This is a genomic window from Nitrospira sp. MA-1, assembly GCA_032139905.1.
GTDB lineage: Bacteria > Nitrospirota > Nitrospiria > Nitrospirales > UBA8639 > Nitrospira_E.
This window is the reverse complement of the sequence record JAQJDB010000007.1, coordinates 794,708-809,424: the sequence shown is the minus strand read 5'-3', so window position 1 is coordinate 809,424 and position 14,717 is coordinate 794,708. Positions and strand designations below refer to the sequence as shown.

Annotated in this window: 14 protein-coding genes; 8 read left to right on the top strand and 6 right to left on the bottom strand. The window is 50.0% G+C overall.

Features of this window, described 5'->3' with window-relative positions:
* The first annotated feature begins 48 nt into the window (after positions 1-48).
* Positions 49-1,314, top strand: a complete 1,266-nt coding sequence (locus PJI16_16465) for a DEAD/DEAH box helicase (protein ID MDT3779160.1) — start codon at positions 49-51, stop codon at positions 1,312-1,314.
* Positions 1,315-2,140: 826 nt separating this feature from the next.
* Here the strand turns inward: PJI16_16465 and PJI16_16460 are convergent.
* Complete coding sequence (locus tag PJI16_16460) at positions 2,141-2,959, bottom strand: TIR domain-containing protein (GenBank protein ID MDT3779159.1); 819 nt, start codon at positions 2,957-2,959, stop codon at positions 2,141-2,143.
* 1,051 nt (positions 2,960-4,010) lie between these two features.
* Here PJI16_16460 and PJI16_16455 point away from each other — a divergent pair.
* On the top strand, positions 4,011-5,735 hold the full coding sequence (locus tag PJI16_16455; GenBank protein ID MDT3779158.1) for a hemopexin repeat-containing protein: 1,725 nt from the start codon (positions 4,011-4,013) through the stop codon (positions 5,733-5,735).
* 438 nt (positions 5,736-6,173) lie between these two features.
* Here PJI16_16455 and PJI16_16450 read toward each other — a convergent pair whose 3' ends face one another.
* Positions 6,174-6,572, bottom strand: coding sequence for a secondary thiamine-phosphate synthase enzyme YjbQ (locus tag PJI16_16450; protein MDT3779157.1), 399 nt, complete (start codon positions 6,570-6,572; stop codon positions 6,174-6,176).
* 53 nt (positions 6,573-6,625) lie between these two features.
* Positions 6,626-7,408: a monofunctional biosynthetic peptidoglycan transglycosylase gene (mtgA, locus tag PJI16_16445; protein MDT3779156.1), complete on the bottom strand. Its 783-nt coding sequence runs from the start codon at positions 7,406-7,408 to the stop codon at positions 6,626-6,628.
* A gap of 425 nt (positions 7,409-7,833) precedes the next feature.
* Between mtgA and PJI16_16440 the strand changes: the two genes are divergently transcribed.
* The 3 genes from PJI16_16440 (at position 7,834) to PJI16_16430 (ending at position 11,284) form a co-directional block, all read left to right on the top strand.
* On the top strand, positions 7,834-8,835 hold the full coding sequence (locus PJI16_16440) for a zinc-dependent alcohol dehydrogenase family protein (protein ID MDT3779155.1): 1,002 nt from the start codon (positions 7,834-7,836) through the stop codon (positions 8,833-8,835).
* Between the two features lie 447 nt (positions 8,836-9,282).
* The gene (locus PJI16_16435) at positions 9,283-10,578 is read left to right on the top strand and encodes an MgtC/SapB family protein (protein ID MDT3779154.1); all 1,296 of its coding nucleotides are present in this window, start codon (positions 9,283-9,285) and stop codon (positions 10,576-10,578) included.
* A 19-nt stretch (positions 10,579-10,597) separates the two neighbouring features.
* Positions 10,598-11,284, top strand: a complete 687-nt coding sequence (locus PJI16_16430) for a nucleotidyltransferase domain-containing protein (protein MDT3779153.1) — start codon at positions 10,598-10,600, stop codon at positions 11,282-11,284.
* Positions 11,285-11,444: 160 nt separating this feature from the next.
* Here PJI16_16430 and PJI16_16425 read toward each other — a convergent pair whose 3' ends face one another.
* Together PJI16_16425 and PJI16_16420 are read right to left on the bottom strand one after the other, a co-directional pair.
* Complete coding sequence (locus PJI16_16425) at positions 11,445-11,753, bottom strand: hypothetical protein (protein ID MDT3779152.1); 309 nt, start codon at positions 11,751-11,753, stop codon at positions 11,445-11,447.
* Between the two features lie 102 nt (positions 11,754-11,855).
* Positions 11,856-12,023, bottom strand: coding sequence for a hypothetical protein (locus PJI16_16420; GenBank protein MDT3779151.1), 168 nt, complete (start codon positions 12,021-12,023; stop codon positions 11,856-11,858).
* 315 nt (positions 12,024-12,338) lie between these two features.
* Here PJI16_16420 and PJI16_16415 point away from each other — a divergent pair, with 315 nt between their 5' ends.
* From PJI16_16415 to PJI16_16405, 3 genes are all read left to right on the top strand, one after another.
* On the top strand, positions 12,339-12,875 hold the full coding sequence (locus PJI16_16415) for an Hsp20/alpha crystallin family protein (GenBank protein MDT3779150.1): 537 nt from the start codon (positions 12,339-12,341) through the stop codon (positions 12,873-12,875).
* Between the two features lie 442 nt (positions 12,876-13,317).
* Entirely contained in the window at positions 13,318-13,776 is a 459-nt protein-coding gene (locus tag PJI16_16410) for a hypothetical protein (GenBank protein ID MDT3779149.1), read from the top strand.
* A 151-nt stretch (positions 13,777-13,927) separates the two neighbouring features.
* A complete protein-coding gene (locus PJI16_16405; protein ID MDT3779148.1) occupies positions 13,928-14,059 on the top strand; it encodes a hypothetical protein in 132 nt (43 codons plus the stop codon).
* 150 nt (positions 14,060-14,209) lie between these two features.
* Here PJI16_16405 and PJI16_16400 read toward each other — a convergent pair whose 3' ends face one another.
* Complete coding sequence (locus PJI16_16400; GenBank protein ID MDT3779147.1) at positions 14,210-14,407, bottom strand: hypothetical protein; 198 nt, start codon at positions 14,405-14,407, stop codon at positions 14,210-14,212.
* Positions 14,408-14,717: the final 310 nt, after the last annotated feature.

The window sequence follows — 14,717 nt, the reverse complement described above, 5'->3', positions numbered from 1 at the left end:
CACCCCTGTTGTGCCGGATTTGATGAGAAGAAGAGGTATTGAAACGCCATGAAGTTTGAGAAATATCCCATTTCAGATGCTTTAAAAAATAACCTGGCCCGACTCGGGTTTGTGAAAACAACGGACATCCAATTTAAAGCCATGCCCTCGATCATGGCGGGGGAAGATGTTCTGGCCATCGCCCAGACAGGAACGGGGAAAACGGCAGCATTTGCCATCCCGATCATTAATCACATTGACAAGTGGAAAAGGAGTCAACGCTCCGATGGTATCCAATGTATTGTCATGGTGCCGACACACGAACTGGCGATGCAGATTGGAGAGGTCTTTGCCCAGCTTGCCAAACAGACCAAGGTCAAGGTGTTTGCCATGTATGGCGGCGTTGAGCAGGATCCGCAGATACAAACACTTCAGAAAGGCATCGATGTGCTCATTACGACACCCGGCCGACTGTTTGATCTGATCAGTCAGGGATTTGTTCTGCTGAACCGAGTCCAAACCCTTGTGTTGGATGAAGCCGATCACATGCTGGATCTCGGATTTATTGGAGATATTCATGCGATCAAAAAAAAGCTGCCACACCAACATCAAACGCTTTTTTTCTCAGCAACCATTAATGCCGAGATCAAAAAACTGGCGTATTCTCAGGTGAGGAGTTCGGCTATCCGGATTCAAATCTCCCCGGACAATCGTGTCTCAAAAAATGTCACTCACTATGTGATGTTCGTTGAAATGGATGATAAACGGTTTTTCCTGGAGCGGTTCCTGACCGATAATCCTGAGAGCCGGGTGATCGTGTTTGTCCGGACGCGAGTGCGCGCTGAACGGGTCGCCAAGGCGATGGGTCGTGTCGGGATAGCCACGCTGACGATTCATGGGGAAAAGGATCAGCATGACCGGGCTGCGGTGATGAACGCCTTTAAAGCAGGGACCTGTCAGGTTTTAATCGCCACAGATGTCAGCGCACGCGGCATCGACATTCCGGATGTTCTTTATGTGCTGAACTATGACTTGCCGGATAAGGCAGAAAACTACGTGCATCGTGTCGGAAGAACCGGGCGGGGTGTCAAAAAGGGGATTGCGATATCGTTCTGCAGCAAAGAAGAAAAGGTACGACTTGAGGAGATTCAGGTGTTTTTAGATCAAGAGATCGATGTCGTCAAAATCACGAAAAAGGATTATGCCTTTACCGTGACACATCCCAGCGGGGAACCTACTTTGGAAGAGTTGCTCAAAGAAATAGAGGAGGAAGAGGAGGAGAAAAGGAAAAAAAGGAAAAAAATTAAACCGCAAAAGAAGAAGAAAAAGACCTAATGGCTCGTTAAAGAATAGGAATCAATCGAAATTTTTGTGGACTGAAATTCGTTTCCCGCTCAAGTGGCCTTGGATACAAGGAATGGCGGGAGGAGTCCATCCCAAATAGCCCATGATCTGGCCTCAACCTTTTCTTAATCGGAAAAGATGACCTCTGCCGTTCGCCTGCGAAGCCGATTTTCACAACAGACAAATAACTTTTTCGGCATTCAATTGCGTAAACCTTGCCGGGTTTCGGCCCGGCAGCCGAGGTCCTTTTGTTTCGGCAAAAGGACCCAAAACCATTGACGCCCAGTTCGGCCTCTTTAGATTAAGCGGACGCAGGAAACAGAAGGGCGGGCCAACTCGCCAGGCTCAAACAAGGCCCGCCAATGCTTGAAGAGCGTCCGCCAATAAGGCCGAACAGCAGGCGTCGATTCAAAAAAAGTGTGGAAGAAAATCTGTGGGGGTCTATCTGAGGTTTTGTCTTAAATCAAACAATTCGCTTTCGGCTTCACTCAACTATCCCTAAGCGTGACCAGCCGCTGTGATATTGCAAGACATGACCCCAAGCAATTCCCGTCAATCTACAAGTGAGGTCCGGTGATAAAGCGCATGTGGAAATTCTAAGCGGACCGGTCTGGTCATAATTCAACGTATATCCCTATCATTCTTCATTCGCGACTTGACCCTGCTGGCGACCGAACTAAGGACTCTTCCCAGATCAATCGAGACAGGTCTTTCGACGCTTTCTTCTGCTGGATTATCCGGTGTTTCCAACTCACTCCTGCTTGAGTCTATGTAGCTAACACTTAAATCAGCCACGCGCTTTTTGCGTCGGCTGCATTTACTTGTTGGCAATCTTCCCTATCTCGTTAAGACCAAGACTCAGCATCGTGTTTTTGATGAAATCGCGAGCATAAGATTCTGGGATGTCATAGTCTATCAAAGAAGAAATTATTTCATCCTCACTAAATTTTCCTGATTGAATTAGGTTGATTATTTTCTTCCTGATGTTTTTTTCAAATTCAATTGAGTTAATTGAATTAAAAAATCTGTTTTTGGATTTTATATGGACCTCGGATTCAAGGTTTCTGATTCTGTTCGTCAAACTTCTTGTATTGGCAAGAATTTCAGAGAGGATATCTTGTTCCGAGCGAGGAGGCACGACTTCTCCTGGAGGGTTCTCCTTTAGCGCCTCTTTGAAATTCCTGTCAAATTGAGCCCAGTATGTATCGAATACTTGCTTCAAGATTCGTTCATCAAGAGCTTTTTCACCGAGACAGGCATTTATCGTTCTCGTCAATTCCCACACACTGTCTTTGACTGGCAACGTGTGATTAAATTGCGCAAGCGGATCTTGTAAATCTTCAGGGCTCAAATCTATTAAGAATGTACATACTCGATTAGTAGTCAATCCTTTTGCCAAGGCACCGGCCTCAAACAAGATCCAAGGCTTTTCTTTATTTTCCTGAGTTAGGCATACGACGCCAACAGATACATCTTTGAGCTTATCGCTTATTTCGGAAAACCAAATCGCTCCACGATCAATATCCCTAGTAGAAATCCATGGTTGAGAAGCTTGAATGACACACTTCAGCCAATCACTGATTAATTCTGCCACTGCCTTACTTCTCTTCCCAGACCAACTCACAAATATTTTCATTGTTTCCTCAAGTGATTATTTATATGTAAATGCTAGCAACGTTTAGGCGGATTCTTGTTCAACGAGCGAAATTAGTCAAGCCGTGTATCACCTCCGCGAGTTAAAAAATTTTCAGAAGAAACTCAAATCTTGAAATCCTCCCTGTTTCTCCGCTCCGACGCCTGCCGCCCAGTCCCAGCATCTGATGCTCTTACTGATCGGCGGGCCTGGGGTGAAGATAGCGGATTGGCCAGCCATCAGAAAGGGACTCAATTTTTTGGCATCTTCCTTTGGCCTTGTGGTGTGGCCGAGCAGTGCAGCCGGCACCGGAGACAAGGCGCACATTGTTCAAGCGCAGCGAGTTTGTGCGCCGCCGGGGTCGGCGAACCGCGGAGGGAACCCGAAGGGCCAGGCCACGGCCACCATGGTTTTGGGTCCTTTTGCCGAAACAAAAGGACCTCGGCTGCCGGGCCGACCCCCGGCAAGAAAATTCATTTAAACATACAACCACTTTTCTGAAGGACATAGAGACTCTGAACCAGCAGCCGACACCTCATTTAGCCAAAGTTCCACCGAGAGGGAACACTATCAACAAATGATTTGACCCAAAATCTCCAACCTCTACAGACCAGAACAACTCCCGCCACCGTTACCGTATTAAGCCATTCACGAACCAGAAATCGACTAAAATAAATCTGGTTAAATTTTCCTCCCCTTAACTCCTCGGTACGAAACTTTCAACAACAGACTTTCCCCCCAGAACTTGGGGGTAGTGATTTTGAAGTTCTGTGACAGTCGCCCATAAGAGAATAGGTATCTAATTCGATACGACGTGTATCGTCATTGATACCCGCAACGCATGTGGAGTTGAGGGCAGCAGTATCAGCAGGGATATGAAGTCTAGAGCCAGTAGGAGCTATCAATCAGAAGCCGGAAGGGCTTTCTTGCACACCCGATTTGAGGGGAATGGGTTTTGCTTATTCGAGCAACACAGAGGATGTTTGGGGAATGAGAAAATGAGCGGAATATACGCAATGGATAGGTAAGGTAAGAAAGGGATTACGCTATGAGAATGTCTCGTAAAATTTTCATGTCAACAATCTGCGGAATGTTCATCGCGGTGGGTTTCTATGGGACCGTGGACGTTTGGGCCCAGTTGACCGGTTCAGAGAAACTGGTGCCGGTGGTATGGAATAACGGCAAGGTTTATTTCTTCCAGGGAAGGGAGTATGCCCGATACGACATCACCCGGGATATGGCGGACAGTGACGATGGCAGTGGCAATGCCTACCCCCGCCCTATCCGGAACAACTGGCCTGGACTTTTTGAGGAAAACATGGACGCGGCAGTCTTTTGGCCTGCGCCGCCTCCGGGAGGAGCAGAAATCAAGACGGTCGCCTACTTCTTCAAAGGAAATCAGTTCATGAGGTATGACGTGGATGCGGATCGGGCTGATGCAGCAGACGGCGCGGGCCGGGCCTACCCCCAGCCGATCTCGTTGAAGTGGCCTGGGATCTGGACAGATCGGGTGGATGCCGTGGTGGTTTGGCCTGTGCCGAGAAGCGGCAGGACCGTCGCATACTTTTTCCGGGATAATCAGTACATCCGCTTTGATGTGAAGAGGCATCGGGCTGACCCGGGCTACCCGAAGCCCATTGCAGGCAATTGGCCCAATTTCAAGTTTCCAGATGGAGTCGATGGTGCGGTGGCCTGGCCGACGCCGTTCGAGGGAAAGACGGTTGTCTATTTTTTTAAAGGCAATCAGTATATGCGGTATGACGTGGATGCGGATCGAGCCGACGATCAAAGTGATGGAGGACTCGGCTATCCTGCGCCTGTTGAGGGAAATTGGGCAGGACTCCTAACCGCACCGGGAGGAACGGATGCCCTTGCAGCCTTTGCCCAGGAATGCGATCAGGCCATCGGTGTGTCTGTTCCCGATTTCGACGTCGATAGCCCTTTGGGGACAACGGTTCCAACCGATCATCTCACTCCGGCTACTGCGACCTATCCAGACGGCACCTGTGATCGTCCGAACGTGCTCAACGGAAAATGTGATCGTGGGAGCCGCTTCCGGGTGCTGGTCAATACGCCAGACGCATATGTGGTGGCGCATGCCCGAAAGATGGGCCTACCCCAAGGGCAGTATGGCGACGTGGCAGTCATCCAACACAATAAAGTCAATGGCAAAACCTGTTTCTATCAGGGGGCGCTAGAAGAAGGCTTTCACTTAAGCCACGATGGAAAGGTCAAGGCGCCTTCCAAGGGAGTGGGCAATCCAGCTTTCTGGATGACACCGTCACAAATTGTCAACAGCAAATTCCCCTGTGTGAGTTGCCATGACAATGGGCCAATCATCCGATCCCCGTATCTCGCCCAAATATCAGGCCCAAACCAGTTACCCGGTGCGGGTGATATCACCTTCAACAGCGACCCCGAGCCCTATTCCTTTGTCGGCGCTGATTTCGCCTCGTGGAAAGCCTACAAGGTCGAGGTCAACGACAATCTATGCAACAGCTGTCATCGCATGGGAGTGAACAATGTGAGTAACACCGGCAACGTCCCCAGCAATGGCACGGCGCTCGATTTAGGTATCAAGGCCACAGCCCCTTCCCAGGAGAGTAAGCACCCACACTCAGCCACATCGCCGATCTGGATGACGCCCGGGCAGGACACCTTTAACCAAGCGACGGCTGATGCTGCGCTTGAAATCAAGCAATGCGCCGAGCAGTTCCATGCAGGATCGCCCCTACCCAATTCGCCAAGCTGTAAGATTACGCAGTTTACTACACCGTAGGAACCCTCTCGCTAACGATCGAAGGGAGGACAAAAGTAGGGCGGGCGAAAGTCTGAATAATTCTTTCGCGATCTGTCCGGCGTGGTACATATTGGGGGCAAGGCATTGCAATCACGCAAACCAAATCCGGCTTTCTAACCACGCGTGGATTCGCTAGCTTGTTATCCTACCCCCTCGAGATTGACCAACGGGGCTGACGCTCAAATCAAGAGGTGGACCTTGTGTGAGCCCTTCGCAAGACGCAGGACAGGATCCGCGAATTGGGCCGCCCTCCAATAGTTTACATCAGACCCATCCTAGTGAGGTCGGGCGGGGCGTCATTAGCTTTGGGTCCTTTTACCCAAACAAAAGGCCTCCCCTGAGCCAAGACGAAGAGACCTCGACTGCCGGGACGAACCTCGCCTTTAGCAGCAGGTGGCCAGGGAATCAACCATCATTTCATGCCACCGAAGTTAAACCCACCACGAGCTGCCTTTCCCGAGGACCATCTAATTCGACTAACAAGACGGATTGCCAGGTACCCACACGCAATTCCCCGTCTATCACGGGCAGGGTCAACGATGCCCCGATCAAGGAGCCTGCCATATGCGACCATGCATGGGAGGGATCATGGGCATGACGAAATCTGATCTGGGGAATAATCTTTTCGGCGACTTCGAGAAAGTCTTCCTCCGTGCCCTCTCCTAATTCCCCGGTCGTGAGCGCAGCTGTGGTATGGGGCAGGAAGACGTGGCACAACCCATTCTGAAATTCTCTCTTTTGAATGATGCTATGCAGTTTCGAGGTGAGATCCACAACATCTTTGAGTTTTTTTGTTTTGACTTGAAATGTTTCCATATTTCCCCCTTTGGTTTTTATCTCCCTTTAGTATTTCCTCAATACCTCTCAGGTTAGCGGGTGGACATACGACGGAGGATCAACTCCTTTTTCTTTTCCACATACGAGGTGGTCTCGGTGGGTTGATGCCGAAGCGGACTGGGAATGACCGCCGCCAAACGTGCCCCCTCATCCATAGAAAGCCGGGAGGCCGGCTTGTGGAAATAGCGTTGGGCGGCGGCCTCAATGCCGAACACGCCCGGTCCCCATTCAATGATATTGAGATAGAGCTCGAGTATACGCTTTTTACTTAAGGTCGATTCCAACATCCAGGTAATGAGGAGTTCTTTGCCTTTGCGAATCGGATCCCTGGAGGTCGAGAGGTATAAGTTTTTAGCTAATTGCTGGGTAATGGTCGAGCCCCCCCGAACAATCCGTCCTTTCTCTAAATTGGTTTCAATCGATTCCAGGACCTCATGCCAATCCACGCCGGCATGAGAATAAAATGTTCCATCTTCGGATACCAGAATGGCCATCCGCACGTGGCGTGGGACATGTGAAAGCGGGGTCCATCGGTAGTCGATGGTCATCGTAGTTCCTTGATCATGGGCTTCATCGATACGCTGCCGCATGAGTGCGGTTTCTGTAGGATTTTCCGTGGACAATTGGGCGATGGAAAGAAACGGAAATGTCAAAATTTCAAAGAGGACATAGAGACCGAGGAGAACAAATATCGTCTTGAATGGAATAATCCGAATCCACCGGAATCGCCGAACACGGGGCTTTCGGTAGGAACCGATATTCCAGAGGGGTTTCTTGGGAAGGGTTTTTGTGGCTTTCGGCCTTGCTCGCTTCATGCTGGTGGTTTTGACTGACCTTCACCTGCTCCGACGGATACGATATGATGAGGCCCTGACGGACAGAACAGACTCCATGGCGCCCGAAGTAAGTATCATTTAGCCGGACCGTTGTCCAATGATTGTTTGAATTATTGTTATCCCATTTAACAAACACAAGTGGGGTCAAACTCAGACCGGATTGCGTTTCATACTACCGCGACTTCACCTGGGCACAGATTCTTCGCCACTGGCTCAGCATGACAACTTGACGTCATTACCGGGTCGTTGATCGTGATCTATCCAAACTAGGGTCAAGATGAATTCCAGATCACGAATGCCGGGAACGACTATGATAGATGGCAATGCTGGATGGATCGGCATCACCCGTTGGCCCAATGCCTGAATGGCCATATCAATATTTTTACCCCATATAGGAGTGAAAGATGAATGCCATGATCCTCGAACAGGACGCCGATGTCGCGACGGGTCCTTTACGCGCGCGTGATATCTCCAAACCGGAACCGGGTCCCGGCCAGGTTCGCGTCAAGGTTCATGTCTGCGGAGTGTGCCGCACTGATCTGCACGTTGTCGAAGGCGAATTGCCCCCGTCTACGCGTCCCATTGTCCCTGGACATGAAACCGTCGGCATCGTGGATCGAGTGGGACAAGGAGTCAAACAAATCAAAGAAGGTGATCGAGTAGGAATCGCCTGGCTCCAGGCAACCTGCGGGACCTGTGAGTTCTGCAAGGCGGGGCGGGAAAATCTGTGCGCACTGGCCACCTTCACCGGATATCACGTCAACGGTGGTTACGCCGAATACGCACTGGTCTCTGAACAATTCGCCTACCCTATTCCATCCGTGTTTACTGACGAGGAGGCCGCCCCGTTGTTGTGTGCCGGCATCATCGGCTATCGCGCCTTGCGCCGCAGTCAGGTTAAACCAGGCCAACGGTTGGGACTTTACGGGTTCGGGGCATCGGCCCATATCACGATTCAAATCGCACGGCATTGGGGATGCGAAGTCTACGTCTGTTCCTTACGGGAAGAACATCGCGCACTGGCTCGTCAACTGGGCGCGGTGTGGGTCGGAACGGCTTCGGAGATGCCACCGGACACCCTTCACTCGGCGATTATGTTTGCCCCGGCTGGTGAACTGGTGCCTCCGGCCCTTCGGGCATTGGAAAAAGGTGGCACACTCGCCTTAGCCGGCATCTACATGACCCCCATTCCACCCTTGGACTATACACTTGATTTGTTTCAGGAACGGACCATCCAAAGCGTGACCGCAAACACACGCCAGGATGGATTGGACCTGTTGAAGGAGGCCGCCGCCATTCCCATTCGCACCCACACAGTTCCTTTTCAATTAGAGGAAGCCAATCTGGCACTCCAACAATTAAAGGCCGGAACCATCCAGGGCGCGGGAGTCTTACATGTCAGATAAAGGCCTCAACTCCCGCTTGAAAAACAGACCGGGATTCCTAACGCTGATACTACCCGACCCCTATCCCATTGACCCTATCAGCTGAATAATAGGCGGACAGAGACTCGGGGTTGCCAGGTTCGGACACCCCACAGAACCCCTCCGCCCCTTACTCGAAATTTATTGAAGCAACCACGCCAGATCATACCGGATCAAACGATCCACGGACCGGAACGTCCTCCCACCGCCTGAAAAAAACTCGACATGTTGTGGTCCACTAAAAAAGGGAGCCGGTCCATATCGGACAATTTCATAAGGGCGCTTTTCATGAACGCTTAAATCTGTTCTCTACCCGATTGAGCCCGCTTCTTGCTTCTCATTTCATATTGAGTGAGTATTGGGGACCATCAGATAAATGATAGTTCTCAATCTTTTCCTCTGGATTTCCTGCTTCAATAAGACCTGCCCATGATGACTATTGAAGAATCCATTCTTGGCTTTCTGGTAGCCCTCGCCGCAGGAACCTTGATTGGCTTGGAACGTCAGCAGGATTTGAGCGTCGAACGCAAAACCGGTATCGGCGGGGTGCGGACGTTTCCCCTGATCGCCCTTGCCGGAGCCATGTCGGCGTTTATCTCCCAGATCCTTGGCGTGTGGCCCATAATTGCCACATTCCTGATTCTCGGCGCGCTCCTGGTTGTCGCGTACGACAAGGAATGGGGTCGAAAGGATCCACCTGGGATCATCACCCCACTCGCCGCCCTGATCACGTTTCTTCTGGGAGTTGTCGCCCTACTCCCAGCTCTTCCGATTGATCCACCACATCGGTATCTCCTCATTGTCGGCAGCGCAGGGGTCGTGATGGCCCTGCTGTCGTTAAAAGAACAACTCCATCATGTGGTGCAACAGGTATCCGATGGTGATATCTATGCAACGGCAAAATTTGTCATTTTAGCTCTCGTCGTCTTGCCTCTTCTCCCCAACCGCACTTTCGGTCCTCTGGATGTCCTCAATCCCTTCCATACCGGCGTCATGGTGGTCCTCATTGCGGGGGTGAGTTTTTTAGGATATCTCTGCACTCGCATCATCGGTTCCCATAAAGGCCTTGCCACAACAGGCATTGTGGGAGGCCTGGTCTCTTCCACCGCCGTCACCATCAGCATGGCTACCCAAGCCGGGGAAAACCCACGTCTGGTCCTCCCTGGAGCGACGGCAATCCTTGGCGCGTCCAGCACCATGTTTGCCAGAATGCTGGTCATCGTGAGCCTCCTGCAACCGGATCTGTTTCTCATGCTTCTCGCGCCTTTGGGGGGCATGTCCCTCTGCGGGTATGTCATGAGTTTCATCTTATTTAACAAAGCGCAACGCGTACCGCCGGATGGTCCGGACATCTCCCATCGCAACCCGTTCGAATTACGTCCGGCCCTGGGATTTGGCGTATTGTATGCCGGAGTCTTGTTCATTTCGAAAGCCGCCCAAACCTACCTGGGCGATCAAGGATTGTATGCGTCCAGTCTTCTGGCCGGCACTACCGACGTGGATGCCATCATGTTGTCAATTGTCCGATTACAGCAGGACGGTCTTTTGGCCTGGACAGCCGCCACGGCCATCACCCTCGCAGCCATGACCAATACGATTGTAAAGCTTCTGCTAGCAGGATGGTTTGGAGGAAAACCGCTCATAAAATATGTGGCGCCGGGAATGATCGCCATTTTGGCAACCGGGAGTGTCATCCTGATCGTCTTTGGCTTCACACACCCTTAACAATGGAAATTTACGACAAATGATCATGCAGCCTCAGGCAGACGATCGTACACAGACTCTTCTCAAAGTTCTCGTGGGTTCCCATGCCCATGGCTTAGCGTCCGAGGAGAGCGACCGGGATTATCGCCGGGTCTATGTCATCCCGACGGAGGAAATGTTTCAGTTAGGATATAAATACCCTGCCACGAAGTGGACTAAAGGCGATGGGGATGAAACGGCCTGGGAGGTCGGAAATTTTCTTCTGCTGGGAACACAGGGGCATCCGCTTATTCTCGAGTCGTTGCTGGCTCCCGTCATTTCAGCCGATGCATGGGGAGAGCAATTGCGCATGCTGTTTCCGGCCCTATGGTCGCCTCACAAAGCCTTTGAAGCCTTCACCAACTATGCCGACAATCAACGCACCAAATTTCTGAATAAGAAAGATGGACGTCCGGCAAAGTATGCGGCCGCCTATATCCGGGTTCTCTACAACCTCTGTGAATTGCTTGAATCAGGAAGTTTTCACATCCGCATTGCGGACACGCCGGCAGGGGAACGGCTATTTCGCATTAAAAATGGACAATACCGGTTGGGGGAAGTAATGGATTGGGGCGAGGAACTTACAGCGCAGGCAGGTCGATTAATTGCTGTATGCCGCGATGAAAGCGATCTGCCACGCATCAATCATTTTCTGGCAACCATTCGCCGGGCATTTCTCCCACCTTAACAAGACGTTAAAAATGCCTGCCCTTTGCCAAGATAGCGTTTCATCTTCTCGGGCCTTTCGATGATACATCACAAAAAGAGGGGATCATTCGATCCCCTCTTTCCATACCCCTGGTCCTGACTCCGAGTTTATGGTTTCGTGGTTGAACATTAGCGTCAAATTACTTTTCGCTATTTTTAGCAGATCCTTGAGGCGCAGTCTTTTGTTCCTCATGAACCACATTCGGGCGAATCTCATTCATGGGGTTGATTGCCTGGGCATCATGAAACGCTGCAGCCTGTTTCAATCCCTCCTGCGGTGATGGTGGGGTTTCTCCTGGGTCATTCGCCGTGGGGATGCCTAGGACGGGGTCTTTGAAATTACCCATGGGATAGCCCGGATGCTTCGGGAGTAGACCGGGATTTCCGAATGCCAGTGACCCAATCAACACCAGATTTATCACTGTTGCAACGACGATAAATTTTTTCATAATTGACATCCTCCTTTCTCTCTTGGCCGAAACAGGAACAGGAGCGAGGAAAAAAGAAAATCAATAAAGGCCCGCTCATAAGCGGGCCTGAAAATCTCTGCGTTAGGCAGCAACCCGCTCATCACCGGGGAGAATGGTACGGGATTTTCGGTAAGACCCTTTCGGCTCTGATGAGTTTGGGTCATCTCCAACTAACAAAGCCGTGAGGGCTACTATCACACCCGCCGTTAGTCCCATAAGGGCAAGCACGCCTTCAATAATACCACCCATAACATTCACCTCCTTTCATCGTAAACTTCAAACTTTCGTTGCTGTATTTTTAATAATTTCTGACCAAAAAAAGTCAAGAGGGGAAAACCCTGGACCATGTCTTTCCCTTTATTGGCTGAGTGCACATGGTATTTCCCTCCCGTGTTGACGGCTTGACTTTTTTCGAAAATGTATTAGCTCTATTGTAGAAGTTGTTGCTACTGAAGGAGTTAAGCATGGCCGGCCACATTTCACCGGGATATCATAACCAGTGCGAAAATCATGGAAACCACTTCTTCCCAAACAGTTTTTTAAGATGAAAGGAGGGCATCCACCATGGAACTCAAAAATCTTCTTACTCCCTGGAATTGGTTCAAAAAAGAGGAAGAACAATCTCAATCGGCACGAAGTCAAAACGTATCCAGGTCGCCCGACCATCCTCTGGCCCGGTTCCATCGTGACCTCGACCAACTGTTTGACAACGTCTTCCAAGGATTCCCCCTATCGCCGGGACGAAGAGAAAACGGAAATTCGTGGGGAGGCTTCATTCTGCCCCACGTTGATATCGGTGAAGACAAGAAGCAATACACCATTACCATGGAGGTGCCGGGCGTTGCTGAGAAAGATATTCAAATGACACTCGCGGACGGTACCTTAATGATTCAGGGCGAAAAACGATCCGAGCAAGAAGACAAGACTAAACACTATCATCGAGTCGAACGTTCGTACGGGTCGTTTCAACGTATGCTGTCATTACCAACGGATGCGGATGAAAATAACGTCGAAGCAAAATTTAAGAATGGCGTCTTGACCATCACTATCGCGAAAGATCCAGGCGCAAAACCGGCTGTGCGAAAAATTGCCATAACGTAAGACACTTGTGCCTTCGTCCACGTTGTGACCCGGCGGTTGGCAGAACAACGCCAACAGCCGGAAACCGCAACATGCTTTCTCCCGGGCAATCCTCTTCCGGAATGGCCTGACATTTTTGACTGATCTTCTCGTCAAATGTAAGTCCCTACTCGATATCTTTCAGTCTCACCTAAAATTTATTCACTCATTTTCTCCCTAATTTAAAAGGGGGTTATCCTTAAAGAAAGTCCCGTAGGACGTAAACGGCCATGATTGGGAAACATGGATTGAATTTTTCGATTCTGATTAAAAGTTTTTTCAATTTGCCTCTATGTATTTAGGACTTATCTAGTTTCACAGAAGGAATGATAGAATTCCAGTCGAATCAATAATAAAGACACCACGGAACTGAGAAAAGATATTGAGCATTCAGGTCCTTAACTCAAAGGAAGGAGGTCATACGATGAAGAACATGATGATGTTATTCGCAGCATTGGTCTTCATGTTTGGAGCGGTGGACTATGCGTCTGGTGCCACGACGAAGCCCTCTTTTCAGTTTTACCCCATAGAATGGCCAATCAATACGACTGAGTTTCACCTAACCCAGGCCCAAAAACTCGAACAAGAGGCCACAGACTTGGCGGCCAAGGTGACGGAGTTGAATCAAAAAATCGACAAGTACGAGAAGAAGCCCTACCTGGATACCAAGGGATTTCACCGGGATGGTCTAAAAAGGATTATTGGGACAACTTTACAAAAGGTAAGTGCCCTTCGGGGCCAAGTCGCCCGGCATCGTGATGAAGCCTCACGGTTGGCGACTCTTGACCAAGTGCCTCAAGACAATGCCAATGATTCAGAAGACAGGACTACTACTTTGGGTGATACTTCTCGCTCACGCTCGCATAGTGAGAGTCCATCATGAATAAACCGTGAAGAAGTGGATTGTTTGAATGGGTTGTGAGTAAAAAAGCCTTCGTGACAATGAGCATTGGAAATCGATTGAAAAGACTGGGGAATACCTATTTAAAAACAGGAGGAGTGGAAATCACCACAAAATCAAAAGGAGGATGAGCATGTTAGGAGAAGCAATCATCGCCATGCTGACGCTCATGTTTCTGATGTGGAGTGCCGCCATTTGGGCTTCCTTCAAGGAGGATACCGAACAGAAATCCGGGTCCCTCCATACAAGGAAAAAAGTGGCATAGTCGGATGAGGGAGGGAGCCGGGCCTCATGTTGTGAACGGAGCATTTCTCTTGGGACAAGTTGGATAACGTCAACTCCACAAAAGGAAATTATCACATGACCGGTCCGGCTCTTTCCCATGATTCCCTTATTTTCCAACCAATCCAAATGTTCATTGTTTGGCCAATTCTGTAATCGCTAGCACTGACGGGTGCTTAATCCGGCGGTCGACTGTCTGCGCATAGAATCGTTGCTTAACGTGACCCGCATCTCCCACCACCTCAACTTGATATTGGCGACATATTTCAGCCTTTATGATTGTGGAACCAGGGAAAACTCCCTTTCCTGCCTGCCCAAAGGCCTTTTGCATGGCACTATTTTCAAACTCTCCCACCAGTTGCGGATGAATATCATGAAGAGCAAATCAATTATCTAAATCTTGGCGAAGGACTGTATTGGCTTTGGGTAATAGGAACGGTGCTGAATTTAGGGACTTCGGATACCCCTTTCGATAAACCTTGGCCAACTCTGAAGTCGCAAAAAAACATACGCCGGATTCACCAAGAAGAGGATTATAGGCTTGAACTCGAAGAATCGGAGGAATCGGGGTATCGGCCAGAACCACATCAACGGTTAGGGATCACTCAATTAAGAATTGTTCAGGCAATGTCACGGCTCTT

Bases quoted from the DNA above. Each gene is read 5' to 3' on its own strand.
- PJI16_16465 (MDT3779160.1), top strand. From the start codon at position 49: ATGAAGTTTGAGAAATATCCCATTTCAGATGCTTTAAAAAATAACCTG.
- PJI16_16460 (MDT3779159.1), bottom strand. From the start codon at position 2,959: ATGAAAATATTTGTGAGTTGGTCTGGGAAGAGAAGTAAGGCAGTGGCA.
- PJI16_16455 (MDT3779158.1), top strand. From the start codon at position 4,011: ATGTCTCGTAAAATTTTCATGTCAACAATCTGCGGAATGTTCATCGCG.
- PJI16_16450 (MDT3779157.1), bottom strand. From the start codon at position 6,572: ATGGAAACATTTCAAGTCAAAACAAAAAAACTCAAAGATGTTGTGGAT.
- mtgA (MDT3779156.1), bottom strand. From the start codon at position 7,408: ATGAAGCGAGCAAGGCCGAAAGCCACAAAAACCCTTCCCAAGAAACCC.
- PJI16_16440 (MDT3779155.1), top strand. From the start codon at position 7,834: ATGAATGCCATGATCCTCGAACAGGACGCCGATGTCGCGACGGGTCCT.
- PJI16_16435 (MDT3779154.1), top strand. From the start codon at position 9,283: ATGATGACTATTGAAGAATCCATTCTTGGCTTTCTGGTAGCCCTCGCC.
- PJI16_16430 (MDT3779153.1), top strand. From the start codon at position 10,598: ATGATCATGCAGCCTCAGGCAGACGATCGTACACAGACTCTTCTCAAA.
- PJI16_16425 (MDT3779152.1), bottom strand. From the start codon at position 11,753: ATGAAAAAATTTATCGTCGTTGCAACAGTGATAAATCTGGTGTTGATT.
- PJI16_16420 (MDT3779151.1), bottom strand. From the start codon at position 12,023: ATGGGTGGTATTATTGAAGGCGTGCTTGCCCTTATGGGACTAACGGCG.
- PJI16_16415 (MDT3779150.1), top strand. From the start codon at position 12,339: ATGGAACTCAAAAATCTTCTTACTCCCTGGAATTGGTTCAAAAAAGAG.
- PJI16_16410 (MDT3779149.1), top strand. From the start codon at position 13,318: ATGAAGAACATGATGATGTTATTCGCAGCATTGGTCTTCATGTTTGGA.
- PJI16_16405 (MDT3779148.1), top strand. From the start codon at position 13,928: ATGTTAGGAGAAGCAATCATCGCCATGCTGACGCTCATGTTTCTGATG.
- PJI16_16400 (MDT3779147.1), bottom strand. From the start codon at position 14,407: ATGCAAAAGGCCTTTGGGCAGGCAGGAAAGGGAGTTTTCCCTGGTTCC.